The 14,617-nt window shown below is 68.0% G+C and carries 15 protein-coding genes; 3 read left to right on the top strand and 12 right to left on the bottom strand.

Translation table 11 applies throughout. The features are described 5' to 3' along the window. Window positions 1-103: 103 nt before the first annotated feature. Window positions 104-571, bottom strand: coding sequence for a DoxX family protein (locus tag PMI12_RS13370; RefSeq protein ID WP_007833146.1), 468 nt, complete (start codon window positions 569-571; stop codon window positions 104-106). Window positions 572-686: 115 nt separating this feature from the next. After that, window positions 687-1,616 carry a LysR family transcriptional regulator gene (locus PMI12_RS13375; protein ID WP_007833147.1) on the bottom strand — a complete coding sequence of 310 codons (930 nt, stop codon included), beginning with the start codon at window positions 1,614-1,616 and terminating at the stop codon, window positions 687-689. A 172-nt stretch (window positions 1,617-1,788) separates the two neighbouring features. Here PMI12_RS13375 and PMI12_RS13380 point away from each other — a divergent pair, with 172 nt between their 5' ends. Continuing rightward, on the top strand, window positions 1,789-2,628 hold the full coding sequence (locus tag PMI12_RS13380; RefSeq protein ID WP_007833148.1) for an intradiol ring-cleavage dioxygenase: 840 nt from the start codon (window positions 1,789-1,791) through the stop codon (window positions 2,626-2,628). A 74-nt stretch (window positions 2,629-2,702) separates the two neighbouring features. Continuing rightward, a complete protein-coding gene (locus PMI12_RS13385) occupies window positions 2,703-3,461 on the top strand; it encodes a sulfite exporter TauE/SafE family protein (protein ID WP_007833149.1) in 759 nt (252 codons plus the stop codon). A gap of 100 nt (window positions 3,462-3,561) precedes the next feature. Here PMI12_RS13385 and PMI12_RS13390 read toward each other — a convergent pair whose 3' ends face one another. The 5 genes from PMI12_RS13390 to PMI12_RS13410 all read right to left on the bottom strand — a co-directional run bounded on the left by PMI12_RS13390 (window position 3,562) and on the right by PMI12_RS13410 (window position 6,943). After that, window positions 3,562-3,921: a DUF1428 domain-containing protein gene (locus PMI12_RS13390; protein WP_007833150.1), complete on the bottom strand. Its 360-nt coding sequence runs from the start codon at window positions 3,919-3,921 to the stop codon at window positions 3,562-3,564. A gap of 73 nt (window positions 3,922-3,994) precedes the next feature. After that, on the bottom strand, window positions 3,995-5,464 hold the full coding sequence (locus PMI12_RS13395) for a DHA2 family efflux MFS transporter permease subunit (protein WP_007833152.1): 1,470 nt from the start codon (window positions 5,462-5,464) through the stop codon (window positions 3,995-3,997). 35 nt (window positions 5,465-5,499) lie between these two features. Then, window positions 5,500-5,919, bottom strand: a complete 420-nt coding sequence (locus PMI12_RS13400; protein WP_007833153.1) for a VOC family protein — start codon at window positions 5,917-5,919, stop codon at window positions 5,500-5,502. Between the two features lie 18 nt (window positions 5,920-5,937). Then, window positions 5,938-6,465: an SRPBCC family protein gene (locus PMI12_RS13405; RefSeq protein ID WP_007833154.1), complete on the bottom strand. Its 528-nt coding sequence runs from the start codon at window positions 6,463-6,465 to the stop codon at window positions 5,938-5,940. Between the two features lie 40 nt (window positions 6,466-6,505). After that, window positions 6,506-6,943: a VOC family protein gene (locus tag PMI12_RS13410; protein WP_007833155.1), complete on the bottom strand. Its 438-nt coding sequence runs from the start codon at window positions 6,941-6,943 to the stop codon at window positions 6,506-6,508. A 132-nt stretch (window positions 6,944-7,075) separates the two neighbouring features. Between PMI12_RS13410 and PMI12_RS13415 the strand changes: the two genes are divergently transcribed. Beyond that, window positions 7,076-7,729 carry a TetR/AcrR family transcriptional regulator gene (locus PMI12_RS13415; protein WP_007833156.1) on the top strand — a complete coding sequence of 218 codons (654 nt, stop codon included), beginning with the start codon at window positions 7,076-7,078 and terminating at the stop codon, window positions 7,727-7,729. A 21-nt stretch (window positions 7,730-7,750) separates the two neighbouring features. Here the strand turns inward: PMI12_RS13415 and PMI12_RS13420 are convergent, their stop codons facing one another. Genes PMI12_RS13420 through PMI12_RS13440 form a run of 5 tightly spaced genes read right to left on the bottom strand, consistent with a single transcriptional unit; the run spans window position 7,751 to window position 14,366 of the window. Further along, complete coding sequence (locus PMI12_RS13420) at window positions 7,751-8,242, bottom strand: MarR family winged helix-turn-helix transcriptional regulator (protein WP_007833157.1); 492 nt, start codon at window positions 8,240-8,242, stop codon at window positions 7,751-7,753. A gap of 59 nt (window positions 8,243-8,301) precedes the next feature. Beyond that, window positions 8,302-10,026: an acyl-CoA dehydrogenase family protein gene (locus tag PMI12_RS13425; RefSeq protein WP_007833158.1), complete on the bottom strand. Its 1,725-nt coding sequence runs from the start codon at window positions 10,024-10,026 to the stop codon at window positions 8,302-8,304. A gap of 14 nt (window positions 10,027-10,040) precedes the next feature. Further along, window positions 10,041-11,780: a tannase/feruloyl esterase family alpha/beta hydrolase gene (locus tag PMI12_RS13430; protein WP_007833159.1), complete on the bottom strand. Its 1,740-nt coding sequence runs from the start codon at window positions 11,778-11,780 to the stop codon at window positions 10,041-10,043. Between the two features lie 35 nt (window positions 11,781-11,815). After that, window positions 11,816-12,553 (bottom strand): ABC transporter ATP-binding protein, encoded by a 738-nt coding sequence (locus PMI12_RS13435; RefSeq protein WP_007833162.1) that lies wholly within the window; start codon window positions 12,551-12,553, stop codon window positions 11,816-11,818. A 1-nt stretch (window position 12,554) separates the two neighbouring features. Then, the gene (locus tag PMI12_RS13440) at window positions 12,555-14,366 is read right to left on the bottom strand and encodes a branched-chain amino acid ABC transporter ATP-binding protein/permease (protein ID WP_007833164.1); all 1,812 of its coding nucleotides are present in this window, start codon (window positions 14,364-14,366) and stop codon (window positions 12,555-12,557) included. Window positions 14,367-14,617 lie beyond the last annotated feature (251 nt).

Here is a 14,617-nt window from a genome sequence, read left to right on the forward strand (position 1 = left end):
CTTCGCGCACTTTGTGTCGCTGCGCCAACCCCCTTCCGGGGGCAATACCGGCGGCCCGGCAAAGCCGGTTCCGCGGTATTCCACGAATGATTCGCGGGTTTGCTCAGTTCCAGCGGCCGTTGCGTCCGCCGACGGAGAAGCGGCCGGCGCCCAGCAGCACCACCGTCAGCGCGCCGAACAGGTACAGGCCTTGCAGTTCCAGTGCCCAGCCGCCCTGCTTGGTCATTGCGAACAGGTCGGCCATGTGCACGAGGCCGAAGGCCACCAGCATGTTGATGACCACCACGGCGGCCGCAGCGCGAGTGAAGACGCCGGCAATCATCAGCAGCGGCGCGGCGATCTCGCCCACGTACACGAGGTAGGCCAGCCCGCCCGGCAGGCCGGCCTTGGCCAGCATGCCGCCGATGAAGCCCACGCCGGCCGACAGCTTGAAGATGCCGTGCAGCAGCACCAGGAAGCCGACCGTCACGCGGATCAGCAGCTTGCCGGAATCGTCCAGCGTGGAGGGAGAGAGTGCAGACAGCGGCGATGCGATCGGCGCATGCGCTGTGTTGGCGGCCTGGGTGTTCATGGCTGGTCCTTGGAAATGGAGGACCGCCGCGGAATGCGACGGTTGCGGTTCCAGTGTGCGGAGCTGCCGAAAACCCGGATGTGCGTTTACGCACATGTTTTGGCGGAAAGGCCCGTCAGCGCATGCCGAAGTGCCCGGTCCATTTCCGCTCGTACTCCATCTTTGCGAAGTGCGCGGCCATGAAGTCGATGAAGCTGCGCACCTTCGCCGACAGGTGCTTGCGGCTGGGATACGCGAGGTTGATCGTCAGGTGCGGCAGGTCCCAGTCTTCCAGCGTAGGTACCAGCCGGCCGGCCACGATGTCTTCGTACACGATGTAGGTCGGCTGCACGAGGATGCCCATGCCGTCGAGCGCAGCGGCGCGCAGCACCTGGCCGTCGTTCGATTCGAGCAGCCCCGTGACCGGCACCGTGTGCGTTTCCCCGTCCCGGCTGAAGCGCAGCTCGTTCGGGTTGTTGGCATGGGTGTAGATCAGCAGCTTGTGCTGCTTCAGCTCGTCCAGCGTCTTCGGAAAGCCATGCTGCGCGAAGTAGCGCGGCGAGGCCGCGAGGATGCGCCGCGTCTCGCCGAGCCGGCGAATCGTCACGTTGGAGTCGGGTTCGTACTCGCGCGTGCGGATCGCCACGTCGATGTTGTTGTCGATCAGGTCGAAGTAGCGGTTGGCGGCTTCCACGTGCACCCTCACGCCGGGGTAGCGCTGGGTGTACTCGCGCAGCAGCGGCGCGATGTGGTGGACCGAGAACGAGAGCGAGGCCGTGACGCGCAGCGTGCCCGTCGGGTTGAGCGCGGTGGCGTTCACCGTCGATTCGGCATCCGACAGGTCGGCCAGGATGGTGCGGGCGCGGGCGCAGAACTCGCGGCCGGTGTCGGTCAGGTACAGGCGGCGGGTATTGCGCTCGACCAGCCGCGCGCCGAGCCGGGCTTCGAGGGCGCCCAGGTGGCGGCTCGCGGCGGCGTTCGACAGGCCCAGCGTCTCGGCCGCGCGGCTCAGGCTGCCGGCATCGGCGATCTGCACGAGCAGGGCGATTTCGGTCCAGCGGTCCATGGGCGTTGTTTCCGGGGCTTGTCTTTGGTCGGGGCCGGGCGATTTTGGCGCAGGGCGGGCGCGACCGTTCCGCTGGCCGGAAAAATCATTTGCGCCCAGGTGCTTTCAGCGCAGCGGTGCGCGGCCTACAGTGCGTCGTATCCGACGACCAGACCCCATGGAGACAACCACGATGCGCAACCTCGACCAGGACAACATCACCCAGGCCGTGCTCGCGCGCTTCGCCGACACGCCCGACCCGCGCCTGCACGAGATCATGACCAGCCTTGTGCAGCACCTGCACGCCTTCGCGCGCGAGGTGAAGCTCACCGAGGAAGAATGGTTCCAGGGCATCCAGTACCTGACCGCCACCGGCCAGAAGTGCGACGACAAGCGGCAGGAGTTCATCCTGCTGTCGGATGTGCTGGGCCTGTCGATGCTCACCATCGCGATGAACAACGACAAGCCGGCGGGCTGCACCGAGGCCACCGTGTTCGGCCCCTTCTACTTCGACGGCGCGCCAGAGTACGAGCACGGCGACGACGTGGCCAACGGCGCCGAGGGCGAACCCTGCGATGTGTTCGCCACGGTGCGCGGCCTCGATGGCGAGCCGGTGCCCAACGCCGTGGTCGACGTGTGGCAGGCCGACGCGGGCGGCCACTACGACGTGCAGCACCCCGGACTCGACCACGCCGAGAACCGCGGCACGCTGCGCACCGGGCCCGATGGCTCGCTGCATTTCCGCAGCGTGGTGGCGGTGGCGTATCCGATCCCGGTCGACGGCCCCGTGGGCGACCTGCTGCGTGCCACCAGGCGCCACCCGTGGCGGCCCGCGCACCTGCATTTCAAGATCGAGGCACCGGGCTACGAGCGGCTCATCACCCATGTGTTCCGCGACGGCGACGAGTGGCTCGACTCCGACGCGGTGTTCGCGGTGCGCCAGTCGCTGGTGGCGCCATGGACGAAGCAGGCCAACGGCCGCTGGCGGCTCGATTTCGATTTCGTTCTCAACCCGCTGAAGCAGCCCGCCTGACCAGGCTGCGCCCCGTCCTGCTACGCTCGCGAAGCCTGCCACCCGGCAGGCTTTTTTCTGCGCTTTCCCTTCCCATGGCCTTTCCCCTGATCACCGACCCGCATTTCTACGCGGTCGCCATTCCCGCCGTGCTGCTGCTCGGCATCAGCAAGAGCGGCTTCGGCGCGGGCTTCGGCTCGCTCGCGGTGCCGATGATGGCGCTGGCCGTCACGGTGCCGCAGGCAGCGGCCATCCTGATGCCGCTGTTGCTGCTGATGGACGTGCTGGGCATTGCCGCATTCAGGCGCGACTTCGACCGTTCGCTGCTCAAGTTCCTGATTCCGTTCGGGCTGCTGGGCACGGTGATCGGCACGCTGTTGTTTCGCGCGCTGCCGGCGCACACGGTGGCGGGCATCGTGGGCGTGTTCACGCTGCTGTTCCTGGCGCAGCGGCTGCTGTTTCCGCCGAAGCCCGACGACCCGCTGCCTTCGCGCGGCGTGGGTGCGGTGCTGACCACGGTGTCGGGCTTCACCAGCTTCATCGCGCATGCGGGCGGGCCGCCTATCAACGCTTACGTCATCCCGCTGCGGCTCTCTCCGGTGATCTTCACGGCCACCATGGCCTATTTCTTCTTCGTGGTGAATCTCAGCAAGTGGATTCCCTATGCGTGGCTCGGCCTGCTCGACTTCCGCACGCTGGCCACGTCGCTGGTGCTGATGCCGATCGCTCCCTTGGGCGTGTGGGTCGGCATCCGCATTGCGCGGCGCATCGATGCGACGTGGTTCTATCGCTTCGTGTACCTGGGGATGCTGCTGACGGGCCTGAAGCTCGTCTATGACGGGTTCATTGGCTAACCCCCAGGCTTCGCGCACTTCGTGTCGCTGCGCCACCCCCCTTGCAGGGGGCAACACCTGCGGCCCGGCAAAGCCGGTTCCGCGGTGTTCCCGAAAGGGGTCAAAACTCGACTATGGACTTGAAGCCGCCGAAGATCATCCGCTTCGCGTCGAAGGGCATCGTCTTCGGGTCCATCGCCGTGATGCGCGGGTCGGCCATCACCTTCGCGTTCACCGTGTCGCGGTGCTTGCGCGATTTGTAGGTGATCCACGAGAAGGCCACCGTCTCATCGGGCTTCTGTTTCACGCTCTGCGGAAACGAGGTCAGCTTGCCGGGCTTCACGTCGTCGGCGATGCATTCCACGTATTCGAGCGCGCCGTATTCCATCCAGACCTTGCCGGCCTTGCGCGCGAGCTTGCGGTAGGCCTCTACGTTCGCGGTGGGAACGGCGACGATGAAGCCGTCTACATAACGAGCCATGAGTGTACTCCTGAACAAAGAGTGGAAGCGTTGGAGAAAGAAAACCGGCGGTTGCGGCATGGCATGCGGATGTTCACGACGCCGTGCCGCCCGCGGTGCCACGGGGTGCTGCTTCTTCGTTGTTCTGCGCCTGCCCCGGCATGGTGGTGCGAAGCAGCAGGGCCCCGATCAAACCCGCCGCCGCCGCGAACACGGCACCGACGAGAAACGCAAGGTTGTAGCCCCCGGTGAGTGCCAGCGGCATCTGCGCACCGGCGGCTTCCATCGATGCGGAGCGCGCGGCCGCGGCGCTGGCCAGCACGGCCAGGCCCAGCGCGCCGCCCATCATGAACGAGGTGTTGACCACGCCCGAGGCCAGGCCCGAATCGGCCGGGCTCACCTCGCTCATGGCCGCCAGCAGCACCGGGTTGAAGGCCATGCCCGCGCCGAGGCCCAGCAGCATCATGCCGGGCAGCACGTCGACCACGAAGCTGCCGTTGACCGGCGCGCGCGCGAACAGCGCCAGCCCGACGGCCGCGAGCCAGAGCCCGGCCGCCAGCGGTTTGCGGATGCCGAAGCGCATCACGATCTTCGCGGAGAGGCCGAGCGAGAACACCGCCATGATCACGTTGGCCGGCAGGAAGGCCAGCCCGATCTGCATCGGCGTGTAGTTCAGCACCAGCTGCATGTAGAGCGCCGAGATGAAGAACCACGCGAACATGGCCGCGGCCCACAGCACGCCGACCACGTTGGCCACCGACACGCTGCGCAGCTTGAACAGGCCCAGCGGCATCAGCGGATGCTGCACGCGCGACTCGATGGCGATGAAGATCGCGAGCAGCACCACGGCCGCGCCGAGCAGGCCGAGCGTCTGCGTGGAACCCCAGCCCGCCTCGTTGCCGTTGACCACGCCGTACACGGCGAGCATCAGCGACAGCGTGACGGTGACGGCGCCGGCCACGTCGAGCTTCTCGCCGTGCGCATGGCCGCGCGCGCTGGGCAGCAGCGCCACGCACAGCGCGTACACGGCCACGCCGATCGGCAGGTTGACCAAGAAGATCCAGTGCCAGCTCAGCGTGCTTGTGAGCAGCCCGCCCAGCAGCACGCCGATGCTGCCGCCGCCCGCGCAGACGAAGCCGTACACGCCCATTGCCTTGGCGCGGTCGGCCGGCTCGGTGAAGAGATTCATGATCAGCGAGAGCGACACCGCCGAGACCACCGCGCCGCCCAGGCCCTGCACCGCGCGCGACGCCACCAGCAGGCCCTGCGAGGTCGAGACCCCGCAGGCCAGCGATGCCAGCGTGAACAGCACCAGGCCCGCGAGGAACACGCGGCGGTGGCCGTACAGGTCGCCGAGCCGGCCGCCCAGCAGCAGGAAGCCGCCGAAGGTCAGCATGTAGGCATTCACCACCCAGACCAGCGAGGTCTCGGTGAAGCCGAGGTCGGTGCGGATCGAGGGCAGTGCCACGTTCACGATGGTGGTGTCGAGCACGATCATCAGGACGCCGAGGCACAGCACCATCAATGCGAGCCAGCGCTTGCGGCTGTCGAGTTGGTTGGTCATGGGAAGCGGGTTTCTTGAAGTAGGAAGGGGACGGCTCAGACCAGCGGCTTGCCGCCGTTGATGAGCCACGGAGTGCCGAAGCGGTCGGTCACCATGCCGAAGCCTTCGACCCAGAAGGTCTTCTCGAAGGGCATTCCGACGTGGCCGCCTTCGGCGAAGGCGTCGAATACGCGGCGGGCCTCGGCCACGGTCTCGATGGTCAGCGCGACGCCGAAGCCCTTCATGCCTTCGTACGGCTGGCCGGGCATGGAGTCGGAGGCCATGAGGATGCCCTGGCCGTAGGCGAGCGAGGCATGCATGATGCGCTTCTTCGCCTCGGGCGGGAACTGCTCCGTGTCGGGCGCTTCGCCGACGGTCATCATCATCTGCATGGTGCCGCCCAGCGTCTTCTCGTAGAAGCGCATGGCCTCGGCTGCATTGCCGTCGAAGGTGAGGTAGGCGTGGATGTGGGGCATGATTTTTCCTTTCGGGAATTACTTTTCGGTGGCGGTCTTCAGGTTGGCGAGGCCCGTCTCGAAGTCCTTGCCGATCATCTGGTCCATGTTGAAGAAGATGCCCATGAGCTTGGCGACATAGGGGCTCGGACCGTACATGGCCCAGGCGACCTGCGTTGCATTGCCCTGGGGCTGCAGCGTGAATTCAGCGGTGTTGTGGCCCTCGAAGGGCTTGATGAAGTCGAGCTTGATCGCGACCTTCGACGAAGGCGCCGACTCCACGATCTCCATGCGGCCCGCGCCGGCCTTGTCGTTGCCCTCCCAGGCATAGGTCGCGCCCTTGCCGTTCGCACTGCCGCCGAAGCTGCGCTTCATGGCGGGGTCGAGCTTCTCGTAGGGCGACCATGCGTTCCAGCGGTGGAAGTCGTCGATCAGCGGAAAGATCTTCTCGGCCGGTGCCTCGATGCGCGCGGTGCGCTCGACGCGGAAGGTGTCGGGCCGGGTGGCCGCGAAGATCAGCAGCGCGGCGATCGCGAGCACGACGACGAGGGCGATTTTCTTGAGCATGGCGGGGCTTTCGGGAGATTGGCTGTGCGAGCGAGTGCGATCAGGCAGGGTGCGCGACGACCAGCAGCCAGCCCACGCCGAAGCGGTCGGTCAGCATGCCGAAGTTCGAGGTGAAGAAGGTCGGGATCAGCGGCTGCGTGACCTGCCCGCCCTCGGACAGCGCGTTGAACCACTTGACGGCTTCGGCGTCGGTCTTGGCGGTGAGCGCGAGCATGATGCCCTCGAACTTCGCCTGGCCGGAGCAGCGGCCGTCCGAGGCCATCAGCTCGGTGTCGCCGATGCGGAACACCGCGTGCATCACCTTGCTGGCGTCGGGCATCGCGCCGCCGCAACTGGCGTCCGCGTTGCCCGAAGGGGCTCCGGCAGGCGCTTCGCTGTAGCGCATGAGCTGCACGACCTCGGCGCCGAGCGCCTTCTTGTAGAAGCCGAGCGCTTCGTCGCATCGGCCTTCGAACGAGAGGTAAGACTGGACTTTCATGGCGGTTCCTTTGAACTGGAGAGGTGATTCGGAAAGCCCCCGGTGTCATGGGCCGCAAACAATCGGATTACTTTGTGTACACCGTCCACAAAGAATAGCAGGGATAATGGACAGTGTCCACATGGAAATGAAATGAAGCTCAACAACGTCCCCGAGAGCCTGCCTCCCGCCCGCAGCACCTACCGGCACGGCGACCTGCGGCGGGCGCTGCTCGACGCAGGCATCGAACTGGCGCGCGACGGCGGCCCGGGTGCGGTGGTGCTGCGCGAAGCCACGCGGCGTGCGGGGGTCGTGCCGAACGCGGCGTACCGGCACTTCGGCAGCCGGCAGGAGCTTTTGCTGGCGGTGCGCGCGGCCGCGCTGGCCGCGGCTGCGATCGCGATGGAGAAAGAACTGGCAGTGCTGCCTTGCGACCAGCCTCCGGCCGATTTCGCGCGCGCACAGCTGCGCGCCATCGGCACGGCCTATCTGCGCTTCGCGCAGGCCGAGCCCGGTTTGTTCCGCACGGCATTCGTGTTTTCCGATGAAGGCAGCGGTGAACTCGGTGCCGGGAAAGCCGGCGCGAGCGGGCTGGACCCGTTCCAGCTGCTGGGCAAGGCCATCGACCGGCTGGCGGACGCGGGCGTGCTCGACCCGGCGCGGCGCCCGAATGCCGAATACCTCGCATGGAGCGCGGTGCATGGGCTGGCGCTGCTCATCATCGACGGGCCGCTGCGCGGCATGGATGCCGAGGCGGCCCATGCGCTCGGACAGCAAGTGATCGATATGGTCGGGCGAGGTCTCTGAAGCCTCGGAGGCCTTGGAAGCCTAGAGATAGATCTTCTGCAGCAGCCTGATCAGCGTCTCGCGCTCGCGGGAGGTGAGCCTGGCGCTGGCGTCGGCTTCCAGTTGCACCACGGTCTGTTCGGCCTCGCGGATCAGCGTTTCGCCGGCGGCCGTGAGGTGCAGGCCGACGGCGCGGCCGTCGTGCGGGTGGGGACGGCGTTCGATGAGGCCCCGGCTGTCCAGCGTGGCCACCAGGCTCACGAGGTTCGGCGGCAGGATGTCCAGCGTGTTGCACAGCTGCCGCGACGTGGCGCCCGGGTTGTGCGCCAGCAGCGAGAGCACCGAGAAATCGATCTGCTTGAGGCCGTAGGGCGCCATGCGCTCCGCGAAGAAGGCGCTGACGATCAGCCATGCCCGGCGGGCGTTGTAGCCGACCAGCGTTTCGAGCATGCGGGCATCGAGCCGCTCAGGCCTGCCCTGCGGCGCCGCGGCCTGCTCGCCTTTCGCGGAGACGGATTTCGAGGAGGAAGCCATGGGACTAGAGCGTAACCGCCTGCGTGCGTACGGGGTGCCTACCGTGCGACACCTTGCGTTTACGCCGCTTGGGTGTGCGCCACGGCCTCGCAGGCCCGCTTGACGATGCCCAGCCGCATCTCGAACTCGGGCAGCACCCAGCGGCGGAAGGCGCCGGCCGTGCGCGCCCGTGCGGCGTCTTGCGGGGCGGCGGCCTCGATGCGGGCCCAGGCCCACGCCATCATCGTGAGCATCGTCACGCGCAAGTAGTCGTCGGCTATTTCGTACGGCAGCACGGTGTCGGCTTGCGCCGCAATCGCCACCGTGGTGCCCAGGTAGCGCAGCTGCGCCAGCCGGCGCTGCGCGTCGGCATCGGCTTCACGCGAGGCATCGAGCATGTCGCGCAGCTCGAGCAGCACGGCCGACATGGCGGCGCCGCCGTCGGGCAGCACCTTGCGCACCAACAGATCGATGGCCTGGATCTCGTTGGTGCCCTCGTAGATCATGGTCACGCGCGCATCGCGCACGATCTGCTCGATGCCCGATTCGCGAACGTAGCCGTGGCCGCCGAACACCTGCAGGCATTCGCTCGCGCCGTGGAAGGCTTGCTGGGTGCATGCGGCCTTGAGCACCGGCGTGACGAACGCGCACCAGCGCTGCGCTTGTTCGCGGGCCTTGGGATCGGCGTCGTGCGTGGCCACGTCGAGCATCAGCGCGCTGCGGTAGGCGAGGGTGCGCGCGCCGTCGATCCAGGCGCGCTGCGTGTCGAGGATGCGGCGCACCGCGGGGTGCTCGGCGATCAGGTCGGCCGGCTCGCCGCCGCGGCTGGCAGGCACGGGGCCGGGCGCACGCATCTGGCGGCGTTCGGCGGCGTAGGTGTCGGCCTTCTGCCATGCGGCGTCGAGCAGGCCGATGCCCTGCAGCGCCACGTGCAGGCGCGCGGAATTCATCATCACGAACATCGCGGCCAAACCGCGGCCGGGCTCGCCGACCAGCCAGCCGACGGCATCGTCGAAGCGCATCGTGCAGGTGGGGCTGCCGTGCAGGCCCATCTTTTCCTCGATGCGCACGCAGTGCACCGCATTGCGGGAGCCGTCGGGCAGCAGCTTGGGCACGAGCACCAGCGACAGTCCCCTGGGGCCGGCAGGCGCATCGGGCAAGCGGCACAGCACGAGGTGCACGATGTTCGGCGTCAGGTCGTGTTCGCCGCCGGAAATGAAGATCTTGCCGCCGTTCACCCGCAGGCTGCCATCGGCCTGCGGCACGGCGCGCGTGCGCACCTGGCCCAGGTCGCTGCCCGCATGCGCCTCGGTGAGGCACATCGTGGCGAGCCATTCGCCGGTGGCGATCTTCGGCAGGTAGCGTTGCTTCAGTTCGTCGTTGCCATGGTGCTTGAGGCAGGCATACGCGCCGTGCAACAGGCCGGGCGCCATCGTCAGGCCGTGGTTGGCGGCGGCCAGCCATTCGTAGAGCACGGCTTCGAGCATCGCGGGCAGCCCCTGGCCGCCGTCTTCTGGCGCGGCCGACAACGCAGGCCAGCCGCCATCGACGAAGGCCTGGTACGCCTCGCGAAAGCCTGGAGGCGAAACGACCTCGCCGTCGGCAAAGCGGCATCCGATTTCGTCGCCGCCACGGTTGATAGGGGCCACCACTTCGCCGACGAAGCGGCCCGCTTCTTCGAGCACCTGCGACTGCAGCGCCTCGTCGACTTCTGCAAAGGGCGCGAGCGCGGCCAGGCGCGCGGGCGCATCGAGCACGGCATTGAGCAGAAAACGAACGTCTTCGGGGCGGGGTTGATAGTCCATCGGGGAGCGGAAATCTAAGGGGCAGGGGGCTTGCAGGCGAAGCCGCTCGCGCGCTCCGTGTCGCCGCCGGTGTAGGTGGCGACCTGTGGGTAGGGGCACAGCGGCCGCGTGCGCTGCGCCGACCAGTTGGCGGGCACTTCGGCGTTGGGCACCGGCGTGCCCGCACCGCGCGCGGCGGCCGTGACCGATGCGGGCGCCTTGCCCTGCTCGACCCAGTCGACCAGCGCGCTCAGCATGTCGAACTGGTCGGTGGCCGGGCCGCCTGCGCAGTGGTTCATGCCGGGCACCGGGAAGTAGCGCGCGAACGAAGAGGCATCGCCGCCGTTCGCGGCCTGCACACGCTCGTACCAGGCGGCGGTATCGTCGGACGAGAACACCGGGTCGCTGGTGCCGTGGTAGACGATCATGCGGCCGCCCCTGTCGCGCAGCGCGCCCAGGTTGGCCGCGTCCGGCGGCGTCATGAACGATAGCGCCGACTCGTGGAACACACCGTCGGTGGCCGCGATGCGCGGTGCGTCGCGGTCCATGTCGAAGCCCAGCGCGAAGGGCAGGCCCTGCGGCCGCTCGGCCAGCGGTGGCGTGGTGAAGATGAAGCCCACGGCACCCGCGTCGCGCGTCGGCGGACTTGCGAACTTCCACTCGCGCCAGTTGCTGCCGCTCACGCCAGCGTCGAACGGGAAGCTGCTGTAGAGCGGCTGGCCTGCGCTGTTGCGCGCACTCTTGACGAACACGTTGGCGAGTGCGTTCTTCTGCGGCGCGCTCAGGCACATGCCATCGCGCGTGCCGGCGGCGCAGGTGGGCACGTCCGCCTGGATGTCGAAGCGTGCCTGGCAGGCCTGCACGTTCGACACGATGCCGTCGGCCAATCCATCGAGTGCATCGCAGCGCTGCAGCACCTTGTCGGCCACGAGCTTCATCTCGGCCGGGGTGAAGGCGCTCTGCAGATCGGGCTGGCCGGCCGGCGTCTTCGCGCTGGCCACGGCCGCGTATTGCTGCGCGCCGTAGAGCTGTGCCACCGCCGCCTTCGGCAGGTTGAAGCCGGGGTCGCCCGCGAGGATGCCGTCGTACTGCTGCGCCGAACGCACCGCGGCCACCATCGCATGCCGGCCGCCGTTGGAGCAGCCGCCGAAGTACGAGCGGTCGGGTCCGCGCCCGTAGGCCTTGGCGATCAGGTTCTTCGCCATCGGCGTGAGCTGCGCGACGGCGTTGTAGCCGTAGTCGAGCCGTGCCTGCGGGTCGAGCCCGAAGCGCGGCCCCATCGATCCCGCGTGGCCGGCGTCGGAACTGATGACGGCAAAGCCCATCTGCAGCGCGCTGCTGCGCGGGCCGCCACCACCGATGCCGCCGATCGCGGGCACCACCACGCCGTCGAGCCCGCCATTGGCCTGGTAGAAGAAGCGGCCGTTCCATGCCACGGGCAGCCGCATCTCGAAGCCGACGGCGTAGCGCTGGTTGTCGACCGGGCTCGTGCGTTCGTTCATGCGGCCCTGTACGAGGCAGTGCGCGGGAGCGCTCATCGCGACGCCGCCGACCGTGACGGCGCCCGCGGGCACCTCGGTGGCCGAGGTGTAGGCCGTGCCCGGCAGCGCGGCACGCGCGGCGAGGTCGGTGCAGGCCTGCAGCGTGCCGGGACGCGCGGCGGCCAGCGGTGCGTGCGCTGCGGGTGGACGCCCCGCACAGGCCACAAGCAAGGCGGCAACGCCGATCGCGGTCGCGCACAGGCCGAGGGAAAGGGGGCGCTGCTGTCGGTTCATGTTGTCTCCTTGCCGCGCAGGCCGCGGCACTTTCTTCAGGCGGCTTTTCTTGCCGCGCCCAGGTAGGTGTCGATCACGCGCGAATCGACTGCCAGCTTCTTCGCTTCGCCTTCGAGACTCACGCTGCCCATCTCGAGCACATAGCCGTGGTCGGCCACTTCGAGCGCGGCGCGTGCGTTCTGCTCGACCAGCAGGATGGTGACGCCCGTGGCGCGCAGCGCATCGACCGTGCGGAAGATTTCCTGCACCACCAGCGGCGCAAGGCCCAGGCTGGGTTCGTCGAGCATCAGCAGCGTGGGGCGCGACATCAGCGCGCGGCCCACCGCCAGCATCTGCCGCTCGCCGCCCGACAGCGTGCCGGCCAGTTGCGTGCGGCGCTCCTTCAGGCGCGGGAACAGCGTGTAGACCTCGTCGATGCGGTCGCGCCACTGCTTGTTGCGCAGCCGCACCTGGCGAAAACCGCCGAGCACGAGGTTGTCTTCCACCGGCATGGTGCCGAACAGCTCGCGCTTCTCGGGCACGAGCGCGATGCCGAGCATCACGCGCTCTTCGAGCGTCATCGTGGAGATGGGCTGGCCCTTGAACTCGATGACGCCCTTCGAAGGCAGCACGCCCATCAGCGCATTGAGCAGCGTGGATTTGCCGGCTCCGTTCGGGCCGATCACGGTGACGACGCTGCCCTGGCCGGCCTTCAGGTCGATGCCGTGCAGCACTTCGGCACGGCCGTAGCCGGCGTGCAGGTCGCGGATGTGGAGCAGGGGGGGTGTGGTCATCTCAATGCTCCGTTCCGAGGTAGGCCGCGCGCACCTTGTCGCTGTTCTGCACCTCGGCAGGCGTGCCCTCCATCAGGTGCGTGCCGAATTCCATCACCACGATGTGGTCGCAGATGTCCATCACCAGCCCCATGTCGTGCTCCACCAGCAGGATGCTCATGCCTTCGCTGCGCAGCTGCCGCAGCACCTTGCCCAGCGCTTCCTTTTCCTTGTGGCGCAGGCCGGCCGCGGGCTCGTCGAGCAGCAGCAGGGCTGGGTCGGCGCACAGTGCGCGCGCAATCTCCAGCAGGCGCTGCTGGCCCATGGCGAGGTTGCCCGCGATCTCGTGCAGGTAGTCGCCCATGCCCACGCGCTGCAGCTGGCGCTCGGCCTCGCGGAACAGTGCGCGCTCTTCCGTGCGGTCGATGCGCAGCATGGCGGCGATGGCGCCCTTGTGGCCGCGCAGATGGGCGCCCAGCGCCACGTTCTCGAGCACCGTCATGTCGGCCACCATCTTCACGTGCTGGAAGGTGCGCGACACGCCGCGCTGCGCGATCTGCCGCGCGCCCAGCCCGCCGATGGCCTCGCCACGGAAGCGCACCGCGCCGCCCGAAAGCCCGAGCACGCCGGTCACGAGATTGAAGGTGGTCGACTTGCCCGCGCCGTTCGGCCCGATGAGGCCGACGATCTGGCCGGCGCGTGTCTGGAAGCTGATGTCGTTCACCGCCACCAGCCCGCCGAAGGTCTTGCGGATGGCCTGCACGTCGAGCACCACCTCGCCGGCGGCCGGCTTGGCGCGTGCGGGCAGGTCCTTGGCGTTCTGCCAGTCGACGCTGCGGCGCGGACGCGGCAGGCGCCGGTCGACGAAGGCCCACAGCCCGCTGGGCAGGTACTTGAGCACCAGCACGATCATGATGCCGAACACGATCAGCTCGTAGCTGCCGGCCGTGCCGATCAGCTTGGGCAGCAGCACCTGCAATTGGTCTTCGAGCAGCTTGACCACGCCGGCACCGGCAATGGCACCCCACACGTGGGCCGCGCCGCCGAGCACCGCCATGAACAGGTATTCGATGCCCATCTTCAGGCCGAAGGGCGAAGGGTTCACCGTGCGCTGGAAGTGCGCGAACAGCCAGCCCGAGATCGATGCGAGCATGGCCGCCAGCACGAAGATGCCGATCTTGAAGCGCAGCGTGTTCACGCCCATGGCCTCGGCCATCTGCGAGCCGCCGGCCAGCGAACGGATGGCGCGGCCGCTGCGCGAATCGAGCAGGCGGATCACCGCGAACGCAGCGAGGATCGCGAAAGCCCAGACCACGCCGTAGAACAGCCGCTGCTGGCCGAACTCGAAACCGAACAGCGACAGCCCCTTCACGCCCAGGATGCCGTCGTACTTGCCGAGCGCATCGAGGTTGCCCATGAGGTAGTACAGCGACAGCGCCCACGCGATGGTCGCCAGCGGCAGGTAGTGGCCTGACATGCGCAGCGTGATCGCGCCGATGAACGCGGCGCTGAGGCCGGTGAGCGCCAGGCCGATGAACAGCGTGACCCACGGCGACAGGCCGGTGTTCACCGTGAGGTAGGCGGTGGTGTACGCGCCGATGCCCACGAAGGCCGCCTGCCCGAAGGAGGTGAGGCCGCCGACGCCGGTGAGCAGCACGAGGCCGAGCACGGGCAGGGTGTAGATGCCGATGTAGTTGAGCTGGATGATCCAGAAGTCGGGCAGCGGCAGGAATGGCAGCGCGACGAGCACCAGGATCAGTGCGAGCGGGCCCCAGGTGCGCAGCAGGCTCTTGTCCGGCGCAGGGGTCGAAGAAGGATTCAGAAGCGCTTCCATCTCAGTGATCCATCGCGGGTTGTTTGTGTTGTTTCAGGTGCGCTTGTTCGGGGCGCGTGCACAGGCCACCGGGTACTCCCCTCCGCGAATGTCCCCCGCCTTCGGCTCCTCCTTTATTTCGCTGCGGGGAGCACCCGGCGCCCTGTGCACAACGAGCGCTGCTCTTGTGCTGGCCGATCAACAAGTGCTCTGATCGATCACGCCGGCGGGGTGCCTTGCGCAGCGAAATAAAGGAGGAGGCCGAAGGCCGG

The organism is Variovorax sp. CF313, assembly GCF_000282635.1.
Lineage (GTDB): Bacteria > Pseudomonadota > Gammaproteobacteria > Burkholderiales > Burkholderiaceae_C > Variovorax.

Excerpts from the sequence above, each read along its gene's own strand:
- PMI12_RS13370 (WP_007833146.1), bottom strand. The coding sequence starts at position 571 with ATGAACACCCAGGCCGCCAACACAGCGCATGCGCCGATCGCATCGCCG.
- PMI12_RS13375 (WP_007833147.1), bottom strand. The coding sequence starts at position 1,616 with ATGGACCGCTGGACCGAAATCGCCCTGCTCGTGCAGATCGCCGATGCC.
- PMI12_RS13380 (WP_007833148.1), top strand. The coding sequence starts at position 1,789 with ATGCGCAACCTCGACCAGGACAACATCACCCAGGCCGTGCTCGCGCGC.
- PMI12_RS13385 (WP_007833149.1), top strand. The coding sequence starts at position 2,703 with ATGGCCTTTCCCCTGATCACCGACCCGCATTTCTACGCGGTCGCCATT.
- PMI12_RS13390 (WP_007833150.1), bottom strand. The coding sequence starts at position 3,921 with ATGGCTCGTTATGTAGACGGCTTCATCGTCGCCGTTCCCACCGCGAAC.
- PMI12_RS13395 (WP_007833152.1), bottom strand. The coding sequence starts at position 5,464 with ATGACCAACCAACTCGACAGCCGCAAGCGCTGGCTCGCATTGATGGTG.
- PMI12_RS13400 (WP_007833153.1), bottom strand. The coding sequence starts at position 5,919 with ATGCCCCACATCCACGCCTACCTCACCTTCGACGGCAATGCAGCCGAG.
- PMI12_RS13405 (WP_007833154.1), bottom strand. The coding sequence starts at position 6,465 with ATGCTCAAGAAAATCGCCCTCGTCGTCGTGCTCGCGATCGCCGCGCTG.
- PMI12_RS13410 (WP_007833155.1), bottom strand. The coding sequence starts at position 6,943 with ATGAAAGTCCAGTCTTACCTCTCGTTCGAAGGCCGATGCGACGAAGCG.
- PMI12_RS13415 (WP_007833156.1), top strand. The coding sequence starts at position 7,076 with ATGAAGCTCAACAACGTCCCCGAGAGCCTGCCTCCCGCCCGCAGCACC.
- PMI12_RS13420 (WP_007833157.1), bottom strand. The coding sequence starts at position 8,242 with ATGGCTTCCTCCTCGAAATCCGTCTCCGCGAAAGGCGAGCAGGCCGCG.
- PMI12_RS13425 (WP_007833158.1), bottom strand. The coding sequence starts at position 10,026 with ATGGACTATCAACCCCGCCCCGAAGACGTTCGTTTTCTGCTCAATGCC.
- PMI12_RS13430 (WP_007833159.1), bottom strand. The coding sequence starts at position 11,780 with ATGAACCGACAGCAGCGCCCCCTTTCCCTCGGCCTGTGCGCGACCGCG.
- PMI12_RS13435 (WP_007833162.1), bottom strand. The coding sequence starts at position 12,553 with ATGACCACACCCCCCCTGCTCCACATCCGCGACCTGCACGCCGGCTAC.
- PMI12_RS13440 (WP_007833164.1), bottom strand. The coding sequence starts at position 14,366 with ATGGAAGCGCTTCTGAATCCTTCTTCGACCCCTGCGCCGGACAAGAGC.